This is a genomic window from Vibrio sp. 1F169, assembly GCF_041439605.1.
GTDB classification, from domain to species: domain Bacteria; phylum Pseudomonadota; class Gammaproteobacteria; order Enterobacterales; family Vibrionaceae; genus Vibrio; species Vibrio tasmaniensis_A.
Genome location: NZ_JBGOOI010000001.1, coordinates 142,851 through 166,037, shown reverse-complemented (window position 1 = coordinate 166,037; position 23,187 = coordinate 142,851). Strand labels below are relative to the sequence as shown.

Genomic DNA, 23,187 nt, shown 5'->3' with positions numbered 1-23,187 from the left:
AACAAGCCGAGGTTAGGATGAAAAAAATATTATTGCTGCTTAGTGTGATTCTATTGGGTGGTTGCGTGGGCATGCCTGAAACAGTAAAGCCCGTTCAACAGTTTGAATTGGATAGATACTTGGGCAAATGGTACGAAGTGGCTCGTTTAGACCACTCGTTTGAGCGTGGCTTAGATAACATCAGTGCCGAATATAGCTTGCGTGATGATGGTGGCGTTAAGGTGATTAACCGCGGCTATTCGGCGGAAGATGGCGAATGGAATGAGGCGGAAGGCAAGGCGTACTTTGTTGAAGGCAGCGAACAAGGCTATTTGAAAGTGTCTTTCTTTGGCCCTTTCTACGGCGCTTATGTGGTGTTTGAATTGGACAAAGAGGGATACCAATATGCGTTTGTTTCGGGCCCAGATACCGACTACTTGTGGTTACTTTCAAGAACACCAGAGGTTGCACCAGGAGTGATGGAGAAGTTCAAAGCGATGTCTAAAGAGCGTGGCTTCAATACTGATGAATTGATTTACGTTGAGCACGGTAAATAAGCTGAGCGCGCTAGGTTAACGACAGTTGATTGAGAAAAAGGAACAGATGATGAGTGCATCTGTTCCTTTTTTATTGGTTTGGTTTGGTTTTGTATGAACTAGCCTTGTCGACGAACCTGCAACACGCTGAGCACCGATAGTGAAAGGAAGAACGCCGGATCACTCCAGCCGAAGCCAACAAATATTCCTGTAAATGCCGCATACAATGTGATGATGGCGCCGAGCATATTTGTAACCACCAAGCCTTGGATGAGCTTTTTAGCGGACAAGCCAGGTTCAATGTCTCTAAGCAGCCAGCTTATTGCAGCGATACCACCCAAAAATATACTGGTGTGTTGAGAGAGAAAGTACGCGTACTTATCATTGATCTCTACGCCGTACATGGGCCACATTACCGTTGGGATAAAAAACAGTGCGATGGCAAACCCTGCGTAAATAATGCCGTGTAGGCTAAGAAAAGTTTTGTTGTTCATTACGTATCTCTCTATTTATTACTTAGCTATTCAGTATCTTTGTTGTCATTCAGCGAATGAACAAGTTTGATTAACCGTTGATTGGGCCTTTATTAATGGTAGTTAATGGCTGATTGACGTCAAAAATCACACCACGCACTTCTTCAACCCCCATCTCTTTTAAGCGAGCGCTATGCATCGCTAGGTACGTCTCTGCACTGAGTTGGTCTTCAAAAAGGTAGACACCACCGCCCAGTTTTTCTGCTTCGTTCTCTGTCCAAATTTTCCAGATCATGCCCGGTTCGTTGTTAATAGACTTTGCTAGGTCAACGAGTGCGTTTGACATCTCTTCACCAAATGGGCCGCTAAATTCAAAATCGACTTGTAATAATTTCATGGTTATTTCTCCAAACAGTTACTTGGTATTGCGCTGAGACTCATGGTCATTTCGCAAAACATAGGAGGCTTGATTGCCTGTTGAAATAGATATTACCTGTAAAAAACAGACAGAAAAGTTCATAATATAGTTATTAACTGTCAGGATTTTAGACCGATGAGATTGAAAACCACCCTCGACCAATGGCAAACGCTTTACGAAATTGACCGTGCAGGCAGCATTCAGGCGGCGGCAGTGCAATTGAACAAGAGCCATACCACGCTGATTTATGCGCTGAGAAAATTGGAGGACCAATTAGGCGTGACTTTAGTGCAGGTTGAAGGTCGTAGGGCGGTCTTGTCGGAGGATGGGAAATCACTGTTACGCCGTGCGAGCAGTATGTTGGAACAAGCTCGCGAGCTAGAGTTGATCAGTGAACAGCTGGCGAAAGGTGTTGAGTCTGAAATTGTGGTTGCTGTTGATCACTTGTGCTGCCTTGAACGCCTTTATCAACCGATGGCTACATTTTTGACGGAGAACAACACCACATCGATACAAGTGATTGAAACGTCTCTGTCTAAAACAACCGAAATGGTGACTCAAGAACTGGCTGATGTGGCTATCATCAACTTGCCTATTACTAATTACTCAGCCGAAGCCTTTGGTTTTACGATGATGGAGCCAGTAGTTGCTAGCTCACATCCGTTAGCAAGTGCCGTTTCAGTGTCGTTGAATCAACTGTCGTCTTTGCCGCAAATTGTGGTGCGAGATTTAGGTGCTCAAACTAGTCAAGGCAGCAAAAAGCAAGGGAACAAACAGGATGTGGGCTGGTTGAAGTCGAGTCAGCGTATTACGGTGGACAATTTCGACCATGCGTTTGGCGCGGTAGAGCAGGGAGTCGGGTATTGTCGACTACCAAAGCACATTGTTGAAAGCCGAGGAAGTGACAAGCTCACTGTGTTGAATGTCGAAAATGGCAGTGGGTATCACGTTCCGCTGCACCTGACTTTACCAAAAGGAGCCAAGACAGGCCCTGCTGCTAAACGTTTCTATGAGTTACTTCTTGAGTCAGTTTCAAATGCGAGCTAACGGCGACATGAACCTTGAACGATTAACGAGGCTGATTGCCGTTTAAGAATAGCGCGACACACTCGCGAGTGTAGTGAAGTCTTTCTTCTTCAGATTCTCCGCTATCGTGTCCGAAGAATCCCCAATACGCTGACTTACCATGGAACATAAGCAGCAGTTGTCTGGCTGCAATGACTGGCGAGCTTGATGTCGACAGTGTGAGATCACCAGAATCTATTTTCGACTGCAAATAATCAGCAAGTAATTTGGTGGTTTTCTGAGGCCCAGTTTCTAAATAGATAGAGGCGATCTCTGGATGCGTATTCGCTTGGCTAATGGCATTTTGAAAGGTTTGTCTAGATTGTTCATCAAGTAATAAATCCTGAAACTTCACACCAAACTTCACCAACTCATCACCCACCGCAGCATCCATATCAAAGGCTGCAGGACTGAGTTCTCGCTCCGCACACTTGGTTTGCATGCAGGTTTCGAAAAGTTCGTCTTTGTTTTTAAAGTGAGAGTAGACCGTTTGCTTAGAAACGTTCGCTGCTTTGGCTATCTGATCCATATTGATCTTGAAGCCATGTTCAGAGAAAAGTTGGCTGGCTGCGGTTAAGATCTGCGATCTCTTCTGTTCACTCTTGATGATTTTAGTCACGTGCTTGCTTCTCGTTACTTAGTGTTGTCTCGTTACCTAGTTTGTCTCGTTGCTTAGCGCCTGTTGGTGCTCAGTTCTATGTGTCTCGTTTTACGCTAAGCATTATGCTTTTTGTGATGGTTTTATCAATCATTAACGATGAAACGTATTTTTAACACAATCAAACTAGACAGTCTAGTTTGATTTGGTTAGTCTAAAAAAAGAACATAATTGAGTACCGCATAGGAACAGTACGTATGTATAAATTGATGAAGGGAAGCGCAGTGGCAGTGGCGTTGTCGGCTTTTCTTGTTGGATGTGGCGAAAAGGAACAAGCCCAAGAGTCGGTTGATTCAACCGCTGAAACGGCATCGAGCGTCCAAACCATTTTAACGGTGGAAACGATGGCCTTGGCGCTGTCTTCCTCTTATGCAGTACAACGCGAATATGTCGGTGTGGTTAAGGCGGGTCAACAGGCCAATTTAGGTTTTGAGTTGGCCGGAAAAGTAAACGAGATTCTGGTGGATGTCGGTGACACAGTCACAACGGGTCAGCCGTTGATCAGACTGGATACCCAACTTTTGGAAACCGAGTCTAGCCAACTGAAAGCGCAGGCTGAAGAAGTCAAAGCTCAATTGAGTTTGGTGGCTGCGAACCTTAAACGTCAACGTTCATTGAAAGCGAAAGGCTTCAGTGCCGAAGCTGAGATTGATTCGTTAACCAGTGAGCAACGCGTGTTACAGGCGAACTTACTGCGTATTGATGCCTCGGTAAAAGGCAATCAATTGAAGCTGGTGAAATCGACAGTTCGTGCGCCATATTCAGGGACCATCGCAACCCGTTTTGTCTCGCTTGGAGATGTAGTGAATGTAGGGAATCCAACTCTTACACTGCTTGCCTCTGAAGGGAAAGAAGCCTTTATCGGTATCCCTGCCCATCAAATGAAAAAGGTTACTTCACTTTCCGCACCAAGTATTCGCGTCGGGCGAGATGAATTCGTTGTGAGCCTGTTGAATCCGGGCGCAATGGTTGACACACAGTCTCGCAGTGTCGGTTTGCGTTATCTGTTTCCTGAACAATCAGCGGTATTAGAAGGACAACTTGCCTATCTGAAATTTGACGAACAGATTGACGACCAAGGCTACTGGGTGCCATTAACGGGTTTGATTGATGGATTGCGCGGTGTGTGGAACATCTTTGTGATTGGTGAAGACAACAAAGTTGAGCGCCGAAGTGTTCAAGTGTTGTTTGCCAACAATCAACAAGCATACGTGAGTGGGGCGATTGAAGACGGTGAACAAGTGATTGCCAGTGGCTTACATCGTTTAGTTCCCGGACAAACCGTGAAGCCAGCAAGCGCGGCTGAGTAGGTAATAGTATGAAAATAATAGAGATTATTTCCAACACTCGACTGCTTATCTTAATGACCGCACTGCTGATGGTGAGTGGTATTTCTGCGTTCATGACGTTGCCGCGTGCAGAAGATCCGGTGATCATCAACCGTTACGCGAACATTACTACCAGTTTCCCCGGCGCCAGTGCCGAGCGTGTTGAAACCTTAGTTACTGAGGTTATCGAGAACAAGCTGCGTGAGCTGAGCGAAGTTAAACTCGTGAGCTCAACCTCAAGGCCGGGCGTGTCAATTGTTACGCTAGAACTTAACGACACCATCACCGAGCCAGAGCCAGTTTGGTCTCAAGCTCGCGACAAGCTATCTGACATTGAATCTATTTTGCCTGTGGGCTCTCATTCTCCCGATCTCGACAGTGACCACACCTATGCTTTCACGACCATCGCATCTCTAACCTGGTCTGGTGCAGGCGAGCCTGACCGATTAACGCTGGGTCGTTATGCCAAAGAACTCGCTAAGCGACTAAGAACTTTGTCGGGTACCGAATTCGTTGATGAATACGGGATGCCACAAGAAGAGATTCAAATCAGTTTACGTACCGCAGATGCAGCCGCGTTGGGGCGCTCAAGTGCTAATATTGCTGAGTCGCTAGAAGGGGCGGACGCCAAGAACTCCGCCGGCGAGTTAGTGAGTGCTTATTCTCGCTTTGGCTTAGAAATTAAATCTGAACTCGATTCTATTGAACGCATTAAGCAAGTGCCAATCGCCACTGACAGCAAAGGTCACATCATCCGTATGGAAGACATTGCGTCTGTGAAACGTGGTGAGAAAACCCCACAAGACCAAATTGCGATCATTGACGGCGAGCCGGGCGTGATTGTCGCGGCAAGAATGCATCCTGATCTGCGAGTCGATAACTGGACGTCGCGAGCTAATGCTCTGATTGGTAAGTTTGAGCAAGAGTTACCAAGTAACGTTAAGGTGACGGTGCTCTTTAATCAGCAAGGTTATACCGAAACTCGCTTAGACGATTTAGGCAAAAGCTTGATGATCGGTTTTGGTCTGATCTTGATTGTGTTGTTTGTCACTTTAGGCGTGCGTGCCGCGATCTTAGTCGCCATTTCTCTACCGTTAACCTCATTATTGACCTTGTCGATCATGAAAATGACCGGTGTACCGATTAACCAAATGTCGGTGACAGGCCTAATTGTGGCGCTCGGGATCATGGTTGATAACGCGGTGGTGATGGTCGATACCATTCAAGCTTATCGCTTGAAAGGGCAACAACGAGCAGAAGCGACCATGAATGCATTGAAGCATTTATGGGTGCCGTTATTAGGCTCAACCTTAACTACCGTGTTGGCGTTTGCTCCGATTATCTTGATGCCGGGTGCATCGGGTGAATTTGTCGGTGGTATTGCGATTACCGTTTCTTTCTCATTGATCGGCTCTTACATCATCTCGCATACCTTAATCGCAGGCTTAGCGACCAAGCTATTGCCGAAACAACTCAGTGATGTCGATAAGAAAGGGCAGCACCATTGGTACATGACGGGTTTGAGAATCCCGGCTTTGACGCGTTGGTTCTCGTCTTCTGTCCGCTTTGGTGTGACGCATCCAATCATCACGATTGCTCTTGTGTTATTGGTACCGTTTACCGGTTACTGGAGTATGTCTCAGCTGACTGAGCAATTCTTCCCGCCATCAGACCGAGACATGTTTGAGATTCAGGTTTACATGCCGCCGCAAGCGAGCATTTACGCCACCAAAAACACCTCTGAAAAAATCGACGATATCATTCATCGCTATCCAGAAGTGGAGCGTATCGATTGGCTCGTGGGTGCAAACTTCCCATCCTTCTATTACAACCTGCAAGCAAGGCAAAATAACGCGCCGTACTTCTCGCAATCCATGGTGAAAACAGAGAACTTTGACCAAGCCAATGCGCTGATTCCTGAGCTGCAAAAGGTGTTAGATAAAGAGGTGCCGGAAGCACAAATCTTGGTACGTAAGCTTAACCAAGGGCCTCCATTTACCGCGCCAGTTGAGCTGCGTGTTTATGGTGAGAACCTCGATACTCTGAAAGCAATTGGTGAAGATGTACGTCTAATTTTGGCAGGTGTCCCTCATGTCACGCACACAAGGGAAACCCTGCAACCGGGTACGCCGAAGGTGTGGTTGAAGGTCGATGAAGACACCGCAAAACTAAATGGTATTTCATTGAACCAGTTTGCTGGTATGTTGCAAACAACGCTGACAGGTCGTGAAAGTGGCTCGGTGATTGAGGGGAGTGAGTCGGTGCCAATCCGTGTTCGTGTCGCGGATGATGCGCGTGAGAACCTAGCGCACCTGAGTAATATTCGCTTGCCGATAAGCTCAGATGTCTATTCAACGGGTATCAATGTGTCTACCTTGGCTGAGCTTGAACTGACCACCAGTCGTGGTGCGATTACGCGCAGAAATGGGCAACGTGTGAATACCATTGAGGGTTATATTGAAGCGGGTGTATTGCCTCAAACCGTGCTCAATGAATTCCAAAAACGCCTAGAAAGCTATCAGATGCCATCGGGCTATACGATTGGTTTTGGTGGTGAATCCGCTGAACGAGACAATTCAGTCAACAGCCTCATCTCGAATGTCGCAGTCGTGGTGGTATTGATGGTGCTGGTGGTGGTGATGTCATTCAACTCGTTCCGAATGAGTAGCATCATCTTCATGGTAGCAGGATTGGCTGGTGGACTAGGGCTGTTGTCGGTATGGATCTTCGGTTATCCGTTTGGCTTTACGGTGATCATCGCCATGCTCGGCATTGCGGGCTTAGCGATTAACGCGGCCATTGTCATTCTGACCGAATTGAAGCTAGACAAGGAGGCTTCCTCTGGGAATGTTGATGCGGTCGTTGAGGCGGTGATGTCGTGTACTCGCCATATCAGCTCGACCACGATTACAACCGTTGGGGGATTTATGCCGTTGATTATTGCTGGAGGCGGTTTCTGGCCTCCGTTTGCGGTCGCGATTGTGGGCGGTACCGTGTTAACCACGCTTATTTCGTTTTACTTTGTGCCGGTGGTTTATCATTTGATGACTAAAAATCAGCGAAAAAACATAGTGACTCAAGCTGCGTAACTGTTTTTCAATTTAACTGCTCTTCAATTACCCATAATCGAGCCGTATCTGGTTCGATTATGGCGTTGTTCTCTCACTAAATTCATTCCAACTACCCTTCAAAAATATCACTAAGCCAATCTTCAAGTTGCTCTCGTTTATCTTGTGGGCCATTGATGATCACCAAACCGTTTAGTGTCGCGTGATCCCAAGATATGGTGCCAGTAGCTAGCGCATCGAACACATCGAGTTCCGTAATCAGTAATAGATCTTCCTCGGTAGGCAAAGTATCTCTACCTGACACATCGACGCCCTTCTCAAGTTTCACTTGACTGTAATGACCTTTAATTGCTTCGAATAAGTTGAACTCAATTTTGCTTGGGTGGGGTTTCGCAAGCGCAGCCTTGACGGCAAAGAGTCGAAAATGATCCGGTTTATTGAGGTTGTTGAATTCATCGTCTTGTCTGGCTGTGATGACGTTGCCAAAGACTTCTAGTGAACCGGGCTCTGTCACTAAACTAAATCCTGTATCTTGGTGAAGACCACAGGCGAAAGTTAGGGAAGATGTGAGTGAAAGAATGAGAGCAAATCGTTTTAGCATGTGTGAACCTTAAACGAACTAGGGCAGTTTTCTTACTTCAACAATAGATCGAGATTGTTGAGTGAAGGTTGCGAACTGTACCAATGAATAAACGATAAAGGGACCACAATAGGTCCCTAAGTTATCGGCTCGCCATCCTTAGCATGCCTTTGCTTGGTGTATATCTAATTAACGAACGATTAGCATGATCTCTTCTGGAGTCATTGGCTTATCGAAGTAGCTCATGAATTGACCGAAGCCTTTGATGTCGCCGTTCGAGAACTTGAATGCACCAGACTGTAGGTTGGTACCAATCACTTGTTGAGCGTTTGGACCTGCAATCAATATTTGGTTCAATACTGCACGAGTGGTGTCGATTTGAACGTCTGCGCCTTTCACTGCTTCTTCGTGTAACTGAGCAATACCGTTGCGAATTTCGATAGTGAATGCTTCGTTCGTATCAGAGAAGTTGTACGTTAGCATCATGTTTACGTCTAACGAATTTTCTGCGATAAGCGTTGAAGTCATCATGTCGAAGATCTGCTTGCTTGGTAGCGCAGTAAGAACGTCAACAGAAGCGAAGCTGATCATGTTAGAGAAGTCACGTTTGTTCTCTAGTTCAGCCGCCGCGTTAAGCGCCCAGTTACGCCAGTTGATGTTCACTTGGTCTGCAGCCCATGCTTTGTAAGCTTGTGCTTTCATCTCACGAGCTTCCATATCTTGCTTGTTTACCGTGATTGGGTAAGAAAGAATTTCTGCTGCAAATGTGTAGTTCTCAGCCTTAATTGCTGCTCGTGCAGTAGTAAGGATGTTGTCACGACCGCCCATGATCTCTACGAATGCTTTAGCGCGTTGCTCGTAAGCCATTGGCTCTAGCTGCCATGGATCCGCTTCGAAGAAACCGTTGTAACCTACGTAAATCTGACGCACGGCGTGTGCAACGGTACCGTAGTGTTCACCTAACCAAGGGTGTTCTGCAAGGTGCTTAGGAAGTTTAACTACTTCAACTAGCTCGTCTGGCGTCATACCTTTGTTCATGTAACGTATAGTTTGATCATGAGTGTATTGAATCGCATCACGGTAAGCCGTTAGTACGTCAGCTACTGCTTCTTTACCTTCAACAGGACGACCGTGAGAGTTAATCATGATCTCAGTGTCGAACTTACGCATTACGTCGATGCCCTTGAACCACATTGATGGGTCACGGAATTTAGTACCACGGATGGTGTGAAGGTTAGGGAAGTTCTCACCTTGAAGTACTTCCGCAGCGTGCAGGATTTTCTGATCTGGGAAGTAAACCACTAACTCATCTTTCGTTTCAGATGGCACGTTCTCAATGTGCATTTTCACGCCAGCGATTTCGATTTCGATGTGGCTTTGGCTTGGTACAAGCAGGTTTGGTTCGATGAACGAAATAGCACCTTGCATGAAGCGTGGGCCAAGGCCGTCATTTACTGTACCGTGCTCACCTTCTTCTACGTGCTTAGCACCTGTGTAAGAAGTGCGGTGACCAAATAGAGTACCTAGGTTTGAAGACCAGTTAGCCACTGCAGCTGTTAGGCCTTCTTCAGCGATGATTTTTACTTCACCTGATGCTACTTCTTCGTCAGTAACCCATGCACGCACGCCAGAGATGTGGTCGATGTGGTTGTGAGAGTAGATGATTGCTTTAACCGGTTTGTCTGTGATTTGACGGAACTGCTCTTTAACCGATTGAGCCATTTCTACCGACTCGCCTGGATCAACAATGATGATGCCGTCCGTACCTTCGATCATGACAGGAGTGTCTAGACCGAAACCGTAACCAAGGTAAACGTTGTCATCCACTTTAATGATTGCTTGGTCCATTTTACGACCATGCTTGGTTAGGATTGGATGAACGTGGTCAGATTCTGCAGTGTAAGCTAGAGAATCGCCCGTTTTAGAAACAACCTGGATACGTTCGCCTTTACCCCAGAACATGTTTGACTTGTGTTCGAATAGAACCTCGCTTTTGTAGCGTGCATCAAGATCGATGTTTTGGTATTGAGCTGCATTTGCGGTTTGAAGCTCTTGGCCTACCGTTGATGTTGCTTCAACAATAGGTGTTGCTGATGCAAAGCCAGAAGCAAATAGTGCGCTTGCGATAGCAACAGGAAGAGCCATTTTTTTGAATGTATTAGTCATGATAGTGACCTTATATTTGGATACAGGAATTGGATTTCTTGACTCAAATAATAGAGAGGATAGAGGTCGCTATCTACACGCTAATAGTATTTCGATACATCGCTTTTACGATGATTTTGTTGTCATTTATATTGATTTTTCGATTTGTATCGAAGGTTAAATTAGGAAGATTGGTTTGTGATAGATACAAAAATACCCTGAAAACCAGGGCATTTCTTAAAGAACTAAAAGTAATATTTTCGATTATCTAAGTGCTTACCAAGCTCCTAAGTAAGACTTATAAGATTGCAGGCGAACTGTTGCTGCACCGATAACATCAATAAAGCCCCAGAACGGATGCGGTTTCTCAGCAGAAATCCAAGCCGCACCAGCCGCACCGATTGGGATATCGAAACCTTCTGGTTCGATGATCTCAAGAACGATGGTACGGCCTAATCCGTTACTATTTCTTACAACGTGTTGACCAACACTCTGTGGGCCTTGAAATGGAGAAATAGCCGCTTCGCCAGTACCGGTTGTGAAGCTGTGTACTTTTGCTCTGAACACGTGACCTGGGTATGCATCAACGAAAAACTCTGCGAAATCGCCTTTTTGAACATATCCGTAAGTTTGGTCAGAAACTCGCATTTCTAAAAATTTCTTGTTGGTGTTGTAAAGGTGCATGTTGCCCATGACTGAACCTTCGGCAATGTTGACAATCGCGACTTGTCCATCAAACTCAGCACGAATCGTCTTTTTCTCTTGCGCCCAGTTCACTTTTTGAAGATCGGCAACCAATGAATTAAGTTCAGCGTTCATTACACGTAGGTCAGAATCGTATTTCTCAACATCACGCGCATTAAAGATTTGCGGTGATGTTTCAGCACGCTCAAGATCTCGTGTCATCTGCTTGATCTGTTCTTCCTTCTTAACAATGGCAGATTCGATCTTTGCTTTGTCAGCTGCAGAGTTAATGTCGACGAGTGTGTAAAGTACATCGTTTTCTTTTACTCGTTGGTTGTGGTCAACATGGATTTCATCAATTTGTTGGCCAAATACAGGCGACATTACCGCGTGTGGTGCTTTTACTGTGGTTGAGTTCGTTAAATCAACCGGCGCCCACAAGCGAGAAATAACCGCCAATACCGCAAGAATCGTTACGCCGCCAATGGCAGCCCACGTGTAGTTTTTGAAGTTCTTCTTCAGTGCGCCTGTCGCAAACAGTGACCATACAATTAGGATGTATGGAATCATCATCTCTTTCATTATGCGACCTCTTTTTCTGTAGGGGATGGTTTTGTTGGAGTCTTTTCTTCTGAAGCCTGTTCTTTTGAAGGCTGAGCTTCTGAAGACGGTTCTACTGGAGACTGTTGTGTTTGAGACGGCTCGGTTGCCGATTTTTCAGGTGATACGTGGACTGCGGCTGCCTCTGAATTGGTCGCGTCTTGTTTAGGCTGCACACCACGGCGAATGACATCACTCAGTGATTGACCAATATGTTTCCAGTTCGCTAGCGCGATAACCAAGGCGATAACCCAGAATGTTTTGCTGATGAAGAGCCCGCAAAGTGACAGTGCAAAAACGATCTGTACGTGAGCGCTTTTGTGTTCTTTTGCTTTATGCACACCCAGTTCATGCAACTGCCACATGCCGTAAACACCGGCTAATACCACAGCAATGGTCACCGAGAACAAGTAACCAGAGAAGTACTCCATCTGGAAGAAGTTCATCATCATTTCATTGGGATGATTGTTGAATTGAGACATGTCGATGTCTTTAGAATGGATAGTGCCTAACGGTGCAAGAGCCCATGCACCAGCAAACATTACCGCCATAAACAGGCAGAATTTAATCAAGACCATCACAACGGCCCAGATTTTCTGGAAAATGATTTTTATAAAGTTCATATCTCAACCTACATCAATAAGAAGAGAGAATTTGCAGCCTAGAAGTCACCTTTAATGACATCTTAGAAAGTAGATGTCTATTATGTGGGTAGATTAGTGCCCATAATAAACAAAAGTAATAGATGATATTTAAAGTGATATTGCACAGTCCAGACAACCGATTCTCGGTATCAAGAAGCGAATATGCTTCTCTACAAATCAATCTTTATTATTTGTCAGCAGACGTAAATGAAATGGCTATGAAGCGTTCGAATTAATATTCGCGCGGCTTTCTAGCGACTGTTTTTATTACGTGTATTACCTCGACAATCGAGGGGCTCTTCCATGACAATTGACATACCAAAGTAAAACATTTGTCAGTTTTCTATTTGGGCTGGTGATTGATTTGTTAGCAGGATAATAGAAAGAGTTTTGACCAGTATCTACCCAGAATTACGATTTGATAATATCGTAATTACGATTAGTAGTTATAACTCTAAATCGGTAAAGTGATTTATTTGAAAAGGCTCATATACAGATAGAAAACATTGTTCATTAACTTGGTTTGGATCATAGAAGTCGATGAAAAGTACTAAAAAGGCTGGCCTAAAATATTGAATAAATTAGACCAGCTCTAGGGAGGATTTTAATCGATTATTTGAACGGGTTTAATGTAACAGGAGCAATAAAGAATTTTAGGTTCCAATCTGGTGCATATGGCACATACTCAGCTGGATTGGTCGTATTAACATTTGCGTCTGGTTTCATTACGTAATATTGAAGTTCTACACCCCAACGAACAGGCATCGGTCCAATCTTAAACATATCGATATAGCCTAACCCGACAGGTACAGTAAATTGGTCGGAACCATCTTTTGTCCAATCAATTTGAATATTAGGCGTCATACCAATTAACGCGGTGTTGCTGACACGATAGTTTAAGAAGTACTGGATGTCCGCTTGATTGGTTGATTCAGTAACGCTGTCGCTACCGCCTACATCCCACCATTGCTGAGCTAAGAAACCAACGTTCCAGCTTTCAATACTTGCTGGGTTACCGGTTTCTTTACCAAGGCGAGCGACCATTGCCGCAGGGCCTACTTGCCATTTATCTTGGGTTAAACCATCAGTACCAGTTGGCATGATCACCGTTGGACCAACACCCCAAATCCAGCCGTCATCACGGTTAGGCGCTGCCATTGATAGAAAGACGGTGTCTCCCATGCCATTTGTACGACCTTCAAAGAAATCACCGTCTTCACGGTCACCTGGTGAACTGTAGTGGTTGGCTACCAGACGGTTCACCAAGTTCCATTCGCCATCCATGATAGGAACAGGCATTACTGGTTGAAAGCTGAAACGGTTTTGCATTTCATGGTGGCCATCTTCTTTCTCAAGAAAGGTGTAATCATTCTGAGTGATTAGCATCCATACGTCAGATACCGGGTTAGCCGATTTTTTTGCGGCTTCCTGAACTGAGAGTTGTTCCTTTTCAGCCAGCGCAGAACCAGAGTAAGCGATAGCCGCACCGCTTAAGAGTAGGGAAATTATTTTAGTGTTTTTCATATTGATACCGAGGGTCATTATTTTGGTGCCATTGTAGTATTCACAAAAGGAATGTATATGTACCGAACGGAAACTCAGTGTCATGTAATTTGAGACAATGTTGTGGTTTCAAAGCGCGTTGCATGAAGTACGCCCCATTATTAAAGGGCTTACGGAGAAGGGAGGGCTTTATTGTCTCAATATATGAAGATTTATTGAGGGTTGATGAGTGTGAGTAAAGTCTGGTTAATATGCTATTTATTAGCAAAATAATCGATGCGTTATACCTTTAATAAATGTTTTTATTGACGATATTTAATCGTTTTTACGATAGCATGGTGTTTATGGTCGCCTAACGAGTAATGATATATGAGCAACGAAATCCCCAATTTCAACCTACTTGCTGTGTTTTCTGCGGTGATGGAGCAGGGCAGTTTAAGTAAGGCTGCGGATCAACTCAGTACCAACCAATCGACCATCAGTACCGCGTTAGCCCGCCTAAAAAAAGAGATTGGCCAAGAGCTTTTTGTTCGTAAAGGAAGAGGTGTTACGCCTACTTCTTATGCTCAAAGTTTGTATGAACAAATCAAAACGCCGATTCATGAATTGAATGATGTATTTCAGTCGATGGCTAATTTTGATGAGCAATCCTCTGAACGTAAGTTTGTGATTTCTTCACCTGAGCACTTACAGTGGATTTTACTCAATAGTTTTGCTGCGCTTCCTAATCAAAATCTATCGCTAGAAGTCTTTGACCAACCAGACAGTGATGAGCGTATTTACGAAGACCTTTTGACTCAAGAGTTCGATGCAATGATCGATATTGTTGTACCTGAACACCCGAGCATCGTTAGTGAAACTCTATATGAAGGCGAGTTTGTGATCGTGTGTAGAGAGGATCACCCGCGAATCCAAGGTGAAATCAGCGAAGCGCAATTCATGAATGAAAAGCATGCCGTATTAGATAGAACACGGCGGAAAGTTCGCAGTTTAAATCACTACACATCATTGGATTTATCTAAGCGTAAAATCGTGTTTCACGGGCGCTCACTGTTCAGTAATATCTTGCTATGTAGCCAATCGGATTACATCACCGTAGTGCCTTTATCTATGGCTGTCCAGTTTCAAGAAAGGCTAGGTTTACAGTTGTTTAAACCACCTTTTGAATATCAGCCTATATCCCACTATTTGATTTGGTTAAAGAAGCAGAATAATGACCCTGCTCATAAATGGTTCCGAGAACAAGTCATCAGTACATCAGATGCGATGTCGAAGACGCTTAAAGATAGGCGTTTGCGGTTTTAATTGAGAGTCTAACTCGAAGGGAAGCATTAGCTTCCCTTTTTTGTGTCATTGAGTTCGTGCTATTTATAAAGTTCATAACAAAAAATTATCATATTGAGAATTTTTGATAATTTCCTTGATTCCTCGATGAATCGTATTATTTCACTCAGAGATTAGTGGATAACCTCCACTCAAAATCATAACGGCGCCATGCTTGTGGTGCCAATAAGGGTGAAATATGAAATTCCTACACACAATGATCCGAGTTGCTGATTTAGACAAGTCTATCGAGTTCTACACCAAGGTATTGGGAATGAAGGAACTTGAACGCCATGAAAACAAAGACTACCGCTACACATTGGTTTTTGTTGGCTACGAACAAGGCGGCACGACTATCGAGCTAACGTACAACTGGGATACTAACGAGTACGAGATGGGCAGCGCGTTTGGTCATTTGGCATTGGGTGTGGAAGATATTTACGCCGCATGCGACAAGATCAAATCACTGGGTGGCAACGTCACTCGTGAAGCGGGGCCAGTAAAAGGTGGCTCAACGCACATCGCATTTATCACAGACCCAGATGGCTACCAAATCGAACTGATTCAACTAGGTTAATCGAGGATATAACAATGACAAACGCACTATTTCAACCAATTCAACTTGGTAGTATCGAACTTAAAAACCGTATTGTTATGCCACCGATGACGCGTTCTCGCGCAACGCAACCTGGCAATTCAGCAAACGATATGATGGCGTCTTACTACGCTCAACGCGCTTCTGCAGGTTTGATTATCGCTGAAGGCACACAAATTTCACCTATGGGTCAAGGTTACGCCTGGACTCCGGGTATCTACTCTTATGAGCAGATTGCGGGTTGGAAAAAAGTCACCGATGCAGTACATGAAAAAGAGGGCGTTATCTTCGCTCAACTTTGGCATGTAGGCCGTGTAACACACCCAGACAACATTGGTGGTGAACAACCAATTTCGTCTTCTGCACTTAAAGCAGAAAACGTAAAAGTATTCATCGATAATGGCACTGATGAGCCGGGTTTTGTGGATGTGGTTGAACCTCGTGAGATGACGAAAGAAGACATCAAAAACGTGGTTGGTCAATACCGCCAAGCGGCTTTGAACGCGATTGAAGCGGGCTTTGATGGTATCGAACTTCACGCCGCGAATGGTTACTTGATTAACCAATTCATCGACTCTGAAGCAAACAACCGCACTGACGAATACGGTGGCTCAATTGAAAACCGTTTACGTTTCCTAGGTGAAGTGGTTGAAGCTATGGTCGAAGCGATTGGTGCTGACCGTGTAGGTGTTCGCCTTGCTCCGTTCACATCGTTGAATGGTACGGTTGACGCTACGCCAGTAGAGACTTACACAGCGGCGGCGGTGCTACTTAACTTATACAACATTGTTTATCTACACGTTGCAGAAGTCGATTGGGACGACGCACCTGAAACGCCAAAAGCGTTTAAAGCAGCGGTTCGTAAAGCTTACAATGGCGTGCTGATTTACGCAGGTAAATACGACAGCGAGCGCGGCGAAAAAGCGGTTGCTGAAGGCGTAACTGATATGGTTGGTTTCGGTCGTCCATTCGTAGCAAACCCAGATCTACCCGCTCGTATTCAAAATGGTTACCCATTAGCAGCGCACGATCCAAACACATTGTTTGGTGGTGCTGAAAAAGGTTTAACGGATTACCCAAAATACGCAGGCTAAAAATAGCTGCCTGAAGCAGAGTATTGAGATAATATCTCGATCCTGTTGAATGTTTATAAAAAGCAACCTTGCAGAGTCGGGTTGCTTTTTTTGTTATTGGACCAAGTAAGATGATGAAAGCGATGCGCGGAGAGCTTTATCTCCTATTTGCTACCTTGTTAGCTGGGATTGGATGGATTGCATCTAAGCTGGTGGTGTTAGAAATGCCTGGGCCAGTGTTCATTGGTGTGCGATTCTTCGTCGCGAGTTTGATTCTTTTGCCATTTTGTATTCATCACATTCGTAAGCTTTCGCTTAAGCAGGTACTTTCTCTTTGCGGCGTTGGCTTGTTGCTGTCTGCTTCATTGCAAGTCTGGGTGTATGCAGTATCGATGACGGAAAGTTTGTCGGAAGGAGCGTTTATCATGAGCTTAGCTATGATCATCGCGCCGTTTGTCTCTTGGATTATATTTCGAGTTAAGCCTAATCGTGCCTTCTGGATGTCATTTCCAATTGCGATTATCGGTATGTTGCTACTGACCCTAACTAACGGTTGGCACGTTGAGCAGAGTAAGCTCTATTTCCTATTAGCATCGATGTTGCTTTCGGTTCACTTTGTCATGAATAAGCGAGTGATTACTAATATCAAACCTATAGCTTCAATTTGCGTTCAGCTTTTTGTGGTGGGTGTTAGTGGGTTAGCGTTTGCTTCGATGACCACTCAACCAGAGTTTGAAATAACTCAAACCTTAATATTCTGGTTTATCGTATCAGCGGTTGTCGCGACATCGATCCGTTACTTATTGCAAACTGTCGGTCAGCACTCCGTGAACATGGAAGTGGCGGCATTGATCATGATTCTTGAGCCAGTGTGGACATTGTTATTGAGTGTCAGCGTGTTGGGTGAAACGGTTGAGATGCAAAAGCTACTTGGCGGAGCGGTGATTATTGGTTCGCTATTTTGTTATATCAAATGGTCGAGACGAAAATAAAACACTCGGCGCAAGGCCGAGTATTGGTTGTTGGTTCGTGCAAGTTTAGAACTCATTAAGCATGTACTAGCAGTAAGCTCCGGTCACAGTAAGATCAGATTGCTGCGACCATCTTTTGAAGTAGCTTGATCATCTGCTGTTGTTCTTCAGCGTCCAACTCATTCATCAGTTCTTTGTTTAAACGAGTAGGGATTGGAATCAACTGTTCTTCGAGTGCTTTCCCTTTTTCCGTTAAGTAGATTCTGAAAGAACGACGACTGTTTGGATCGGCTCTGCGTTCAACCAGCTCAAGCTTTTCTAGCTTGTCTAGTGTGCGAGTCGTCGTTGAATTCTCGACTTTGGACTTTGCCGCGATATCACGCTGAGTAATACCTTCCTCTTCCCATAGGCACATCAAGGTTGGCCAGAGCGCAATGGTTAAGCCATGTTCTTTCAATTCTGTGTCGAAATCTTTGCTCGCTTTATTGGCGATCACGTTGATCATCCAACCAAAGCTATTTTGCCTATCAAATTCTTGTGACATCCGTCAGTACCTAATTCTTACGATGACATTACAACTATTGTCATCGTAACTAATACCGATGCAATTAGCACCAACATTGCTTCGTTATTTGATAAAAAAGCGAATTGACTGCTAATTTTGAATTAATCGCGAATCGTGACCTTGGTGATCATAATATCTTCGCAAGGTACATCTTCGTGTCCCCAGCGAGTGGTCGTTGGAGCGACAGCAATCTTGTTGACCACGTCCATGCCTGCCGATACTTTGCCAAACACTGCGTAACCCCAACCTGCGTTGCTGGTCGCGGTATGGTCAAGGAAATCATTGTCGTCAAGGTTGATAAAGAACTGCGCCGTTGCTGAGTGTGGTGCGTCTGTACGAGCCATTGCCACTGAGCCAATCACGTTCTTTAGTCCACGATTTGCTTCATTGACGATAGGTGCGTGTGTTGGCTTCTCTGTCATGTCGATAGTGTGTCCACCACCTTGAATCATGAAACCCTCAATCACACGGTGAAATGTGGTGCCTTCATAGAAGCCTTCTTGGCAGTATTTAAGGAAGTTTTTTGAACTTACTGGCGCTTTCTCAAGGTTAAGTTCAATTTCGATGTCGCCAAAGTTAGTGGTCAGAATAATCATAAAGGTGCCCAATGTTCGAGTACTAATATTTTGAGTACTACAGAGTAGTGGATGACGTAATAGGGTGCAGTATATGAGAAATAACGACGGATGCCAGTGAACAGTGATTCTGACGTGTATTCAAGGGCGATCTGAATGATCTTCGAGCGTGCCATCGCGCGTTCACTTCATTCGTATAGACAAGAAAGCCAGCGAACAGGTCGCTGGCTTTGGAGGTTTTAAAGATTATTGCTTTTGATTAAAGCGTTAGAAGGTAATTCACCAGTTGGTTGTACTCTTCGTAGCTCTTGATTTGATCCGGTTTTACGATGTATTTGTTGTTAACTAATACGCCTGGAACGCCAGTTAATGTGCTCGCATCAAACTGCTTATCAAAACGCTTCTGCATTGAGTTAACTGCGAAACCGTTGTAGGCCGCATCAAACTTCTTCGCATCGATACCGTTATCAATGAAGATCTGGCGCAGTTCCGCTTCGTTTCTTGGAGTCTGTTGCTTCTCGTGAATTTTGGCGAACATTGCTGGAACCATATTGTCTTCAGCGTCGAGTGCAATCATGGTCGCGTAAGCTTTTGCCATAGGCACAGCCATGTCGTTGCCCATAAACGCTACGTGCACTTTTTGAAAGCTTGCTGATTCTGGTAGATCTTGTTTAAGGAACTCAATGACGCCTTCAAATTTGTAGCAATGAGGGCAGTAAAACGAGAAGAATTCGGTAACGACTGGCTTATCTGCTTTCGCTACGTCGAGGATCTTGTAGTGAGTACCTTCTTCAAACTGAGCGGCATTAATTGAGGCGCTCATGATCAGAGCTGCGAATAGGCTAAATAGCTTTTTCATGTGTTATTTCCTAAATTTGGATGTCATTGTTTACAGCGATAGAGCTGTATTAGTAATACGTTGGCAAGCGTTGCCAAACAGGGACAAACAATTAAGAAATAGGAGGGCGATAAGGAGCTTGTGGCGACATGATTGCCTTGTGTGAAGGCTCTTTCTCGATCAAAGCCAATGAACCAATTTGGGTATCAAAAGACTCTGACACAATCAACGGTGGCATTTTAAGCAAGCATACAGAGCCACAGCAGTGGTGTTCTACATTGGGTTGCGCGCTGGAATATGGGAATGAGTCACTGGTGTCGAATGAGGAATCGGTGTTTAGCGATAAGGTTGATAGATTTTGAGTTACCTGCATAGCATTGGCGTTCGCGATACTGTCCACACTGACGGTGGCCACTAACATAGCGAATAGCATAAAAGCATGTACCCAAATTTTGCTTATCAACTTTGGCATGGAATATTGGTCTTTGTGTCCGAATTAAGGTTGGTATGAATCACATTCTGCAACCGCTAAACAGGAAAGCGTAGAACGAGCGCATGATACATCACTCGTTTACGCATCTCTAATTAAACCCAACAAAACTTAGCAGAGCTCAACTTTTATTACGCTTGGTACTGTTTAAGGAACATCTCGACGCTGGAATTAATGATTATTTGCTTGTGCTGCTTATCAGGAGAGGGCGCATGACCAATGATCTGTGGCCAAAATGCAAAAGATTTCAGCAGGGCGATAAACTGAGTGGATGCAAACAATGGGTCGAGTTCAACCAAACGCCCATCAGCCAATGCCGCTTTGATCCAAGTCGTCAGGCCGCTTTCTGCTTGAGAATATTTTTCCATCGCTTGATGCGCGAGTTCTGCGTTATGAAAATATTCAGAGAACAGTACGCGAGATAAGTCGATGAAACCTTCAGACTCGAGAAGCTCAAGTTCTTGGTTGGCTATAGAGGTAAGTTGTTCATCTAGCGGTTGTTCGGCTTGATAGGGGAACTGAGTCGCTGCGAGTGTTTTGCTCCAAATGCTGTCTAAAATCTCATCCAGTAGCAGTTCTTTACTCGCAAAGTGATTGTAAACCGTGCGCTTTGATACTTCCGCGCGGCTCGATATTTTATCCATGCTGGTGGCTTTATAGCCATGCTCGGTAAACTCTGCGATGGCAGCGGCCACGATAGATTCGCGTTTTCTTTGGCTTAGTGTTTTTTTTACCGTCATCTGGATATTACTCAATATGTCGCGGTTAGCATTGCATACTCTAATTTTACACCAGTAAGTTTACTTTTAGAATACCAATCAGTGTATTGGTAATTAGCACGCTAGCACCTGAATCGCTTTGCAATGAACTGCGGGTGTCATAGAATCGAAAACGTATTCGAATTTTATTGATATCAACGGAAGAGAATAAACAATCAATGAGTAGTATTTTAGAGTGTATTCGTACAGTTGGACGAGGGGAAAGAGGTCGTAAGCCTTTGTCGTTCGAACAAGCCTACCGCATCATGGATGAGTATTTAAGCGGAGAGGTCGGTGACGACCAAATGGCTATGCTACTGATGTTGATTCGTGTGCAGAATGAAACCAATGAAGAAATCGCAGGCTTTGTAAAAGCGTTTCAATCTCGAGTGCCAGACTTAGGTGCTGATATCGATTGGCCGTGTTATGCAGGTAAGCGTAACGATAACGCCAGTGGAAAGCCTTGGAACCTGTTGGCAGCAAAAATTCTAGCTGACAACGGCTATAAAGTATTAATGCATGGCTACATGGACAAACCCAGTGGTCGTACGCATGCCGAAACGCATTTAGAATGTGTCGGCGTTCGCAGCGCGCAAGATCCGCAAGACGCAAAGCAGATTCTAGAAGCCGATGGTATTGCTTACTTGCCTTTGGCGAACTTCGCCCCACAAGCTCAAACTATGATTGGTTGGAAACATCGTTATGGACTGAGAACTCCGATTAATACCGTTGTTCGTGCATTGAACCCTGGTGGTGGACGTTTAGGCTTGCGTGGCAGCTTTCACCCTGGATTCCCACAGCTTCATGCAGAAGTTGAGCATGTGATTGGCAATAAATCCCACTCGGTGATTTCATTTAAAGGCATGAATGGCGAATCAGAATACAACCCCAAGGTAAGCCAAACTGTCTGGATGAGTTCTCCTGAAAAGGTGGAATCTTTCTACTGGGAAGGCACGATGAATGCTGAGCTGCCTCTACCTTCTGAATGTGTACTGGGTACACCGGAAGATGAGATGGAGCTGATGGCGAATAGTGTTGTGGATAGTATGACGGCAATTTTATTCGCAGAAACGCACGATAAGGCTGAAGCTTACTCAAAGGCAGCGCGTTTGTGGGAAGCCTATTGCACTCGTTAGTAGCTACTAGCCAGTCGTTAAGAGCTAGCAAATAACGTATAGCGATTGAAATCGTGAATGAGAAGGTCAGCGAATGCTGGCCTTTTTCGTATATTTACCGTGGTCGGTATTCGCTGTTGAATTAAGTAGGCAATCATTGTCAAGGTGATTGCCTACTCATAACATGTTATTCAACGGTGTTCTGTGCTGTTGACCATGCTGCTTAAGCTTGCCGAACAAGACATGCGTTATGAGTGCGCTATTTTAGGAATAGGCCGAAGTCGATCTCTTGTTCTCTTCCGTATTTAACCAGTTTCACTTTCAAGTTGTGTTCTGCTGCAAGATCAATAGCTAAGTTAGACATGCGCTTTATCTCATTAAAACAGCTTGAGATTAGGGGCTTTTCTTGGTTGTCGACAGTAGCGATAAGTGTGTTCTCTGTACCTTCGTTGTCTGCATAAACATACGCGTACATGTTGTTGTCGTGTTGCATAAATTACCTAAGTTGAGCTTTTTATTATTAGTGTGATGAAGGTTACAGTATTTATGTATTCAGGCTAGCTTATGGGAGGAATCAAAGGTAAGAGTTTGTAAGCGGTGTTTAAATTTTTGCTTCATAGGCATGCGTGCAAGCCTTTTGTTACCTCGTTTTTTGCTTTGGTAGGTTTTGCCTATCAATAAAATTGTTGAAATCCATTTAGTAAAATCAAGATTTTAGACAACAATTAAGGTAACACGATAGAAAAATCGATAACAAAACGTATTTTAGGGAGAACGCAATGCATTCTATTAAAGTGAAAGATTACATGACGCCGCAGGTTGTGACATTCACTCCTGATATGCCGTTAAGTCTCGCGTTAGACAGAGTAATGCGCAGCCATCATATGGGTGGTCCAGTCATTGATGATAATGAACAAGTGATTGGTTTCCTTTCTGAACAAGATTTACTCGAGAAGTTAGTGAAGGTGAGCTATTTCTGCCAAGACACGCATATTGTAGGTGATTGTATGTACCAAGAAGTTCTCTCGGTATCACCAGAATTATCCATTATTGAATTGGCAGATATGATGCAAGTTGGAAAACCCAAAGCTTATCCAGTACTCGATAACAAAAAGCTAGTGGGAATGATCACTCGAACCGATGTTTTGAGAGCAATCGGCAAGAACTTAGATGAATGCTTTAAACATCAGGTATAGTTTTAAA

24 protein-coding genes and 1 pseudogene are annotated in these 23,187 nt (G+C 44.4%); 10 read left to right on the top strand and 15 right to left on the bottom strand.

The features are described from left to right. The first annotated feature begins 17 nt into the window (after positions 1-17). Positions 18-536 carry a lipocalin family protein gene (locus tag ACED53_RS00750; RefSeq protein WP_017101593.1) on the top strand — a complete coding sequence of 173 codons (519 nt, stop codon included), beginning with the start codon at positions 18-20 and terminating at the stop codon, positions 534-536. Between the two features lie 98 nt (positions 537-634). Here ACED53_RS00750 and ACED53_RS00745 read toward each other — a convergent pair whose 3' ends face one another. Continuing rightward, the gene (locus tag ACED53_RS00745; protein ID WP_009847186.1) at positions 635-1,009 is read right to left on the bottom strand and encodes a hypothetical protein; all 375 of its coding nucleotides are present in this window, start codon (positions 1,007-1,009) and stop codon (positions 635-637) included. A 70-nt stretch (positions 1,010-1,079) separates the two neighbouring features. Beyond that, a complete protein-coding gene (locus ACED53_RS00740; protein WP_017101594.1) occupies positions 1,080-1,385 on the bottom strand; it encodes a monooxygenase in 306 nt (101 codons plus the stop codon). A gap of 156 nt (positions 1,386-1,541) precedes the next feature. Between ACED53_RS00740 and ACED53_RS00735 the strand changes: the two genes are divergently transcribed. After that, positions 1,542-2,453: a LysR family transcriptional regulator gene (locus ACED53_RS00735; RefSeq protein WP_017101595.1), complete on the top strand. Its 912-nt coding sequence runs from the start codon at positions 1,542-1,544 to the stop codon at positions 2,451-2,453. Positions 2,454-2,475: 22 nt separating this feature from the next. On the opposite strand, the gene ACED53_RS00730 is transcribed toward ACED53_RS00735, so the two are convergent. Next, positions 2,476-3,090: a TetR/AcrR family transcriptional regulator gene (locus ACED53_RS00730; protein WP_004736309.1), complete on the bottom strand. Its 615-nt coding sequence runs from the start codon at positions 3,088-3,090 to the stop codon at positions 2,476-2,478. A 236-nt stretch (positions 3,091-3,326) separates the two neighbouring features. Between ACED53_RS00730 and ACED53_RS00725 the strand changes: the two genes are divergently transcribed. Together ACED53_RS00725 and ACED53_RS00720 are read left to right on the top strand one after the other, a co-directional pair. After that, positions 3,327-4,439 (top strand): efflux RND transporter periplasmic adaptor subunit, encoded by a 1,113-nt coding sequence (locus ACED53_RS00725; protein WP_017101596.1) that lies wholly within the window; start codon positions 3,327-3,329, stop codon positions 4,437-4,439. A gap of 8 nt (positions 4,440-4,447) precedes the next feature. Then, entirely contained in the window at positions 4,448-7,546 is a 3,099-nt protein-coding gene (locus ACED53_RS00720; protein WP_017101597.1) for an efflux RND transporter permease subunit, read from the top strand. 91 nt (positions 7,547-7,637) lie between these two features. On the opposite strand, the gene ACED53_RS00715 is transcribed toward ACED53_RS00720, so the two are convergent. From ACED53_RS00715 to ACED53_RS00695, 5 genes are all read right to left on the bottom strand, one after another. After that, positions 7,638-8,126, bottom strand: coding sequence for a hypothetical protein (locus ACED53_RS00715; protein ID WP_017101598.1), 489 nt, complete (start codon positions 8,124-8,126; stop codon positions 7,638-7,640). Positions 8,127-8,294: 168 nt separating this feature from the next. Next, the gene (locus ACED53_RS00710) at positions 8,295-10,271 is read right to left on the bottom strand and encodes an alkyl sulfatase dimerization domain-containing protein (RefSeq protein WP_017101599.1); all 1,977 of its coding nucleotides are present in this window, start codon (positions 10,269-10,271) and stop codon (positions 8,295-8,297) included. A 255-nt stretch (positions 10,272-10,526) separates the two neighbouring features. Continuing rightward, complete coding sequence (locus ACED53_RS00705) at positions 10,527-11,516, bottom strand: efflux RND transporter periplasmic adaptor subunit (RefSeq protein WP_017096900.1); 990 nt, start codon at positions 11,514-11,516, stop codon at positions 10,527-10,529. After that, positions 11,516-12,157 (bottom strand): hypothetical protein, encoded by a 642-nt coding sequence (locus tag ACED53_RS00700; protein WP_017096899.1) that lies wholly within the window; start codon positions 12,155-12,157, stop codon positions 11,516-11,518. Before ACED53_RS00700 ends, ACED53_RS00705 begins: the two co-directional genes overlap by 1 nt. Positions 12,158-12,790: 633 nt before the next feature. Beyond that, entirely contained in the window at positions 12,791-13,720 is a 930-nt protein-coding gene (locus ACED53_RS00695; protein WP_017096898.1) for a hypothetical protein, read from the bottom strand. A gap of 330 nt (positions 13,721-14,050) precedes the next feature. Between ACED53_RS00695 and ACED53_RS00690 the strand changes: the two genes are divergently transcribed. The 4 genes from ACED53_RS00690 to ACED53_RS00675 all read left to right on the top strand — a co-directional run bounded on the left by ACED53_RS00690 (position 14,051) and on the right by ACED53_RS00675 (position 17,664). After that, on the top strand, positions 14,051-14,986 hold the full coding sequence (locus tag ACED53_RS00690) for a LysR family transcriptional regulator (RefSeq protein WP_012604424.1): 936 nt from the start codon (positions 14,051-14,053) through the stop codon (positions 14,984-14,986). Between the two features lie 217 nt (positions 14,987-15,203). Further along, a complete protein-coding gene (gene gloA, locus ACED53_RS00685) occupies positions 15,204-15,581 on the top strand; it encodes a lactoylglutathione lyase (protein ID WP_017101600.1) in 378 nt (125 codons plus the stop codon). A gap of 14 nt (positions 15,582-15,595) precedes the next feature. Then, the gene (locus tag ACED53_RS00680) at positions 15,596-16,693 is read left to right on the top strand and encodes an alkene reductase (protein WP_017101601.1); all 1,098 of its coding nucleotides are present in this window, start codon (positions 15,596-15,598) and stop codon (positions 16,691-16,693) included. Positions 16,694-16,803: 110 nt separating this feature from the next. Next, entirely contained in the window at positions 16,804-17,664 is an 861-nt protein-coding gene (locus ACED53_RS00675; protein WP_029225568.1) for a DMT family transporter, read from the top strand. 94 nt (positions 17,665-17,758) lie between these two features. Here ACED53_RS00675 and ACED53_RS00670 read toward each other — a convergent pair whose 3' ends face one another. The 6 genes and pseudogenes from ACED53_RS00670 to ACED53_RS00645 form a co-directional block, all read right to left on the bottom strand. Then, entirely contained in the window at positions 17,759-18,187 is a 429-nt protein-coding gene (locus ACED53_RS00670; RefSeq protein WP_017101603.1) for a MarR family winged helix-turn-helix transcriptional regulator, read from the bottom strand. A gap of 17 nt (positions 18,188-18,204) precedes the next feature. Beyond that, positions 18,205-18,309 (bottom strand): annotated as a pseudogene (locus ACED53_RS00665) (hydrogenase); the annotation flags it as partial. Further along, the gene (locus ACED53_RS00660) at positions 18,310-18,804 is read right to left on the bottom strand and encodes a peptidylprolyl isomerase (protein ID WP_017101604.1); all 495 of its coding nucleotides are present in this window, start codon (positions 18,802-18,804) and stop codon (positions 18,310-18,312) included. 238 nt (positions 18,805-19,042) lie between these two features. Continuing rightward, positions 19,043-19,642 carry a thiol:disulfide interchange protein DsbA/DsbL gene (locus ACED53_RS00655; RefSeq protein ID WP_009847171.1) on the bottom strand — a complete coding sequence of 200 codons (600 nt, stop codon included), beginning with the start codon at positions 19,640-19,642 and terminating at the stop codon, positions 19,043-19,045. 91 nt (positions 19,643-19,733) lie between these two features. Next, a complete protein-coding gene (locus ACED53_RS00650; protein ID WP_012604418.1) occupies positions 19,734-20,093 on the bottom strand; it encodes a hypothetical protein in 360 nt (119 codons plus the stop codon). A gap of 149 nt (positions 20,094-20,242) precedes the next feature. Further along, complete coding sequence (locus ACED53_RS00645) at positions 20,243-20,851, bottom strand: TetR/AcrR family transcriptional regulator (protein ID WP_009847169.1); 609 nt, start codon at positions 20,849-20,851, stop codon at positions 20,243-20,245. A gap of 167 nt (positions 20,852-21,018) precedes the next feature. On the opposite strand from ACED53_RS00645, the gene ACED53_RS00640 reads away from it, so the two are divergent. Then, positions 21,019-22,005 (top strand): glycosyl transferase family protein, encoded by a 987-nt coding sequence (locus ACED53_RS00640; protein ID WP_017096890.1) that lies wholly within the window; start codon positions 21,019-21,021, stop codon positions 22,003-22,005. A gap of 238 nt (positions 22,006-22,243) precedes the next feature. On the opposite strand, the gene ACED53_RS00635 is transcribed toward ACED53_RS00640, so the two are convergent. Beyond that, a complete protein-coding gene (locus tag ACED53_RS00635; protein ID WP_012604416.1) occupies positions 22,244-22,477 on the bottom strand; it encodes a hypothetical protein in 234 nt (77 codons plus the stop codon). Between the two features lie 286 nt (positions 22,478-22,763). Between ACED53_RS00635 and ACED53_RS00630 the strand changes: the two genes are divergently transcribed. Then, the gene (locus ACED53_RS00630; protein ID WP_009847166.1) at positions 22,764-23,180 is read left to right on the top strand and encodes a CBS domain-containing protein; all 417 of its coding nucleotides are present in this window, start codon (positions 22,764-22,766) and stop codon (positions 23,178-23,180) included. The last annotated feature ends 7 nt before the right edge of the window (positions 23,181-23,187 follow it).

Excerpts from the sequence above, each read along its gene's own strand:
- ACED53_RS00675 (WP_029225568.1), top strand. The coding sequence starts at position 16,804 with ATGATGAAAGCGATGCGCGGAGAGCTTTATCTCCTATTTGCTACCTTG.
- ACED53_RS00735 (WP_017101595.1), top strand. The coding sequence starts at position 1,542 with ATGAGATTGAAAACCACCCTCGACCAATGGCAAACGCTTTACGAAATT.
- ACED53_RS00695 (WP_017096898.1), bottom strand. The coding sequence starts at position 13,720 with ATGACCCTCGGTATCAATATGAAAAACACTAAAATAATTTCCCTACTC.
- ACED53_RS00725 (WP_017101596.1), top strand. The coding sequence starts at position 3,327 with ATGTATAAATTGATGAAGGGAAGCGCAGTGGCAGTGGCGTTGTCGGCT.
- ACED53_RS00630 (WP_009847166.1), top strand. The coding sequence starts at position 22,764 with ATGCATTCTATTAAAGTGAAAGATTACATGACGCCGCAGGTTGTGACA.
- ACED53_RS00745 (WP_009847186.1), bottom strand. The coding sequence starts at position 1,009 with ATGAACAACAAAACTTTTCTTAGCCTACACGGCATTATTTACGCAGGG.
- ACED53_RS00740 (WP_017101594.1), bottom strand. The coding sequence starts at position 1,385 with ATGAAATTATTACAAGTCGATTTTGAATTTAGCGGCCCATTTGGTGAA.
- ACED53_RS00700 (WP_017096899.1), bottom strand. The coding sequence starts at position 12,157 with ATGAACTTTATAAAAATCATTTTCCAGAAAATCTGGGCCGTTGTGATG.
- ACED53_RS00660 (WP_017101604.1), bottom strand. The coding sequence starts at position 18,804 with ATGATTATTCTGACCACTAACTTTGGCGACATCGAAATTGAACTTAAC.
- ACED53_RS00750 (WP_017101593.1), top strand. The coding sequence starts at position 18 with ATGAAAAAAATATTATTGCTGCTTAGTGTGATTCTATTGGGTGGTTGC.
- ACED53_RS00655 (WP_009847171.1), bottom strand. The coding sequence starts at position 19,642 with ATGAAAAAGCTATTTAGCCTATTCGCAGCTCTGATCATGAGCGCCTCA.
- ACED53_RS00635 (WP_012604416.1), bottom strand. The coding sequence starts at position 22,477 with ATGCAACACGACAACAACATGTACGCGTATGTTTATGCAGACAACGAA.
- ACED53_RS00715 (WP_017101598.1), bottom strand. The coding sequence starts at position 8,126 with ATGCTAAAACGATTTGCTCTCATTCTTTCACTCACATCTTCCCTAACT.
- ACED53_RS00645 (WP_009847169.1), bottom strand. The coding sequence starts at position 20,851 with ATGACGGTAAAAAAAACACTAAGCCAAAGAAAACGCGAATCTATCGTG.
- ACED53_RS00710 (WP_017101599.1), bottom strand. The coding sequence starts at position 10,271 with ATGACTAATACATTCAAAAAAATGGCTCTTCCTGTTGCTATCGCAAGC.
- ACED53_RS00650 (WP_012604418.1), bottom strand. The coding sequence starts at position 20,093 with ATGCCAAAGTTGATAAGCAAAATTTGGGTACATGCTTTTATGCTATTC.
- ACED53_RS00670 (WP_017101603.1), bottom strand. The coding sequence starts at position 18,187 with ATGTCACAAGAATTTGATAGGCAAAATAGCTTTGGTTGGATGATCAAC.
- gloA (WP_017101600.1), top strand. The coding sequence starts at position 15,204 with ATGAAATTCCTACACACAATGATCCGAGTTGCTGATTTAGACAAGTCT.
- ACED53_RS00720 (WP_017101597.1), top strand. The coding sequence starts at position 4,448 with ATGAAAATAATAGAGATTATTTCCAACACTCGACTGCTTATCTTAATG.
- ACED53_RS00680 (WP_017101601.1), top strand. The coding sequence starts at position 15,596 with ATGACAAACGCACTATTTCAACCAATTCAACTTGGTAGTATCGAACTT.
- ACED53_RS00690 (WP_012604424.1), top strand. The coding sequence starts at position 14,051 with ATGAGCAACGAAATCCCCAATTTCAACCTACTTGCTGTGTTTTCTGCG.
- ACED53_RS00705 (WP_017096900.1), bottom strand. The coding sequence starts at position 11,516 with ATGAAAGAGATGATGATTCCATACATCCTAATTGTATGGTCACTGTTT.